The organism is Rubellimicrobium roseum, from assembly GCF_006152145.1.
Classification (GTDB): domain Bacteria; phylum Pseudomonadota; class Alphaproteobacteria; order Rhodobacterales; family Rhodobacteraceae; genus Rubellimicrobium; species Rubellimicrobium roseum.
The window spans coordinates 1-3,007 of sequence record NZ_VDFV01000117.1 but is presented as its reverse complement, the minus strand read 5'-3'; the positions used below and the strand labels follow the sequence as shown (position 1 = coordinate 3,007).

Sequence of the window (3,007 nt, the reverse complement as noted above, 5' to 3'; positions counted from 1 at the left end):
CCCCCTCAGACCGGGAGCTTGAATCACACCGTCACAGCGGGAGCGAGCAGATCAATGGGTCCTGAACCTAGGTCAGCGGGTTGTTTCAGCTGGCTTGTTCGAACCGACTGGGGGCCGCCATGTATTTCGACCGTGCGACTATCAATGAGCATTGGAAAGAGCGCGAGGGCCAACTCCCTGCGCTACCTTCGGCGATCGTGCTGCGCAAGCCGGACCTGCCTGACGAAGAAGTTGCCCACGACCCTGCGGAAGACGACCTGTGGCTGCGCCGGCTGGCGCTCTGGGGTGACGCTCCCTTGGACCAGAAGCTTGTCGAGGCCGTCGGGCTCGTGGCGGAATGGCTTGAGCAAGGCCCAGGGCGGGTCGAACTCATCGTCACGCCAGCTTACTGGCACAGTTTTCCGGAGGTCGTGGTGTTTCGCCCCCTGCAAGACGGAGTGGCCCCGATTCTCCGAGTCTTCTCGCTTCGCGGCATAGAAGAGTTGATCTGCAGCTGGCGAGCCGCGTCTAAGGATCCGGGCCTGCAACGGCGGCGAGGCAGGCGCGCGCAGGCGCCCGTCCGCCTCGTGTTCGATCGCGGCGAGCTGGTGGTGCCGGCTGCACCCACTCGCTGGGATCTAATGCTGTATGTGACGCACCGCGTGCGCCGCCATTACGAGGTCATGAAGCGAATCTGACGACACAATGACCCTGAGCCGAGCAGCAGACTCTGGCGCTTTGGGGCCGCGGCACCCGGCCAGTTCTGGCCAACTTTCGAGCATAACCACTTTATTCACACTGGGTCGACCACGTCGGTCACGGGTTCAGCAGTGCATTTCGCAGGATCTGGGCGTCGGCCTCAAAGCGCTCGAGAACTCCGCGTGGGACTTCAACAGGGTCAACCCCTGTACCCAAGGTGAGCCAGCCCACTACAGTGAAGATCCGGCCACGGCCGGGATCAGCTCCCACGACAGCCAACGCGACCAAGCGCGAGCCCTGCCCCGGCGGAACGCACCAGCCGCAGATGAAGTTGGCTCCCTCATTGGCGGTCAGCTGCCACTCCTCGAGGAGGAACGACCCCGTATCACGACCTTCCTCGAAGGCATTTGCGGCGCGGGCGAGCTCGCGGCGCTCCCAAGATGGAAGGCTCTCGACGTAGTCCCGGGCGCTCACGGACGTCCCCCTCCCTCGGGGCGCAGCAGGGCATTCCGGAGCTCCCGCGCGAGTTCTTCGCCCCATTCCAGCTCGCGCCGGCGCCGGTCGCTCACGGGCGAGACGATCCGCAGCCAGCCCGAGGGCACGTGGAACAGCCTCTCCTGGGGGCGCACCCCGATGAGCGGCTGGTACAAGACCTCCTGGGTGTTCGCCGCGTCGGCCGGCCAGGCGAACACCAGCGGTGGGGAGCCTTCGCCCACGAGCCACGCGTCGATTGGCAGCGCGTCCGTGACTGCTCCCCCGGTCATCGCCTCAAAGCGTCGCGCGGCCGCCCGCAGGGGCTCGAGCTCGGCTGCAGGCCGGCGCGCGACATAATTCTTCAGAATACTCAATGCAGGCACCCCCTCTCCTCAGCGGTCCGCAGCTCTTCCAGCGCGCGCATGACGTGCCGGAGCGTGAGCTCACCCCGCGAGCGCCTGATCCGCTCGGCAAGCAGCTCGAGGCTGTCGGCGTCGACGCCGCGCCTCTCTCCCTCGCGAAGCACGACGCCGATGAGGTCCCCGCGCGAGGGTCTCTGGAGCGGGACGATCCGCATGCGGCTCAAGAGCGGCGCCGGGAGCCATCGCGTGTCGTTGGCCGTTAGGATCCAGCAGACGCGGGACAGGTCGAACCGCAGCCGGTAGTAGGGGCATTCCCAGCGCCTGGCGCTCCCCGGCTCCAGGAGCCCCAGGAGAGCATTCCACGCGCTGGTCTTGTAGCCGTCGCCACCTTGGGCGTGGCCCCCTTTGTCCAGCTCGTCGATGATCACGAGGGGGTTGCCGCACCCGCTCGCCAGGATCTCCTCGACGGGACGGCCGGGTGCGGCCGAGGCCCAGCCTCTCGTCACGCCGGCCACGCGGAAACCTTCCGAGCCGGCGCCCAGGTCGATGGTCACCAGCGGCACGCCCGCGAGCTCCGCGAGCCTGCGCGCCAGATGCGTCTTGCCGATGCCGGGCGGCCCGTCGAGCAGCACAGGCCCGAACCCCAGGCCGAGGCCGTCCCGCGCAGACCGCTGCGCACCGCGCCAGATATGCGCGACAGCTTCCCGCATCCACGGGAACTCGTCGGCCAGCGCAGACGCCAGCTCGTCGGCGGCGTGCTCCGTCTGAGGCCCGCCGAGCCGGACGCCGGGGAGCCGCGGCATGATGAGCTGGCGGTCGACCTCCTTGAGGTGCGCAAGACCCCCTTTGGCCGCGCGGGCCGCCAGGATCGCGCGGGCCCGCGTCCGGACGCGGCCTTTCTCATGCCAAGTCAGCTGAACGTCGGCCGCGGCCGCGGGCCGCTGCGGGGGCTCTTCCCCATGGTCGAACTCCGGGTCACCGAAAGGCAGGCAAAGCTGCTCCTCGACAGGAGCCGGAGGCCCTTGCAGCTCGAGCAGCTTGGACATGCGGGCCGCGCGCCGACGGACCAGGTGGGCCTCCAGCCGCTTGCAGAGGTCCGTCTCCGTGTCGGTCCAGTGACGCACGCCGTGGACCAGCGGGAACAGCTCACCGCGCATAACGGAACTCCCAGCGAAGCTCGTCGCACCACTGCTGCGCGTCGAGGAGGAGCGCGGCAAGTTCCTCGCCGTCCTCGCCAAGCGCGTGCGCCCCGAGCTGGACCCACGCGGCGCCCGCGAGCCAGACTGTCAATCGGCACGGGATCGGGACCCTGGATCGGCGTTCAAGAGGGACCCCGGTGTGGATGCGGCGAGCTGGGCCTGATCCGGCGCAGCTGACCAGGAGCGGAGCCGGATCAGGCCCAGCTCGCGTTGGCCGATGAAAGGGATCAGGAGCGGGTCTTGAACCGCCAGGACTCGTTGCCGGTCTCGACGATGTCGCAGTGGTGGGTGAGC

At 68.4% G+C, this 3,007-nt stretch carries 6 protein-coding genes; 1 reads left to right on the top strand and 5 read right to left on the bottom strand.

Going from position 1 to position 3,007, the window contains the following annotated elements:
- The first annotated feature begins 119 nt into the window (after positions 1-119).
- Positions 120-677 (top strand): hypothetical protein, encoded by a 558-nt coding sequence (locus FHG71_RS22970; protein ID WP_139084119.1) that lies wholly within the window; start codon positions 120-122, stop codon positions 675-677.
- 118 nt (positions 678-795) lie between these two features.
- Here FHG71_RS22970 and FHG71_RS22965 read toward each other — a convergent pair whose 3' ends face one another.
- From FHG71_RS22965 to FHG71_RS24105, 5 genes are all read right to left on the bottom strand, one after another.
- Positions 796-1,152 carry a hypothetical protein gene (locus FHG71_RS22965; RefSeq protein WP_139084117.1) on the bottom strand — a complete coding sequence of 119 codons (357 nt, stop codon included), beginning with the start codon at positions 1,150-1,152 and terminating at the stop codon, positions 796-798.
- Complete coding sequence (locus tag FHG71_RS22960; RefSeq protein WP_139084115.1) at positions 1,149-1,526, bottom strand: hypothetical protein; 378 nt, start codon at positions 1,524-1,526, stop codon at positions 1,149-1,151. Before FHG71_RS22960 ends, FHG71_RS22965 begins: the two co-directional genes overlap by 4 nt.
- A complete protein-coding gene (locus FHG71_RS24650) occupies positions 1,523-2,671 on the bottom strand; it encodes an AAA family ATPase (RefSeq protein ID WP_139084113.1) in 1,149 nt (382 codons plus the stop codon). The genes FHG71_RS22960 and FHG71_RS24650 overlap by 4 nt, the downstream gene beginning before the upstream one ends.
- A complete protein-coding gene (locus FHG71_RS23875; protein ID WP_176559606.1) occupies positions 2,661-2,804 on the bottom strand; it encodes a hypothetical protein in 144 nt (47 codons plus the stop codon). Before FHG71_RS23875 ends, FHG71_RS24650 begins: the two co-directional genes overlap by 11 nt.
- A gap of 136 nt (positions 2,805-2,940) precedes the next feature.
- Positions 2,941-3,007 (bottom strand): ATP-binding protein (locus FHG71_RS24105; protein WP_218014228.1); only part of this gene is annotated, 67 nt, incomplete at its 5' end.

Excerpts from the sequence above, each read along its gene's own strand:
- FHG71_RS24650 (WP_139084113.1), bottom strand. The coding sequence starts at position 2,671 with ATGCGCGGTGAGCTGTTCCCGCTGGTCCACGGCGTGCGTCACTGGACC.
- FHG71_RS22970 (WP_139084119.1), top strand. The coding sequence starts at position 120 with ATGTATTTCGACCGTGCGACTATCAATGAGCATTGGAAAGAGCGCGAG.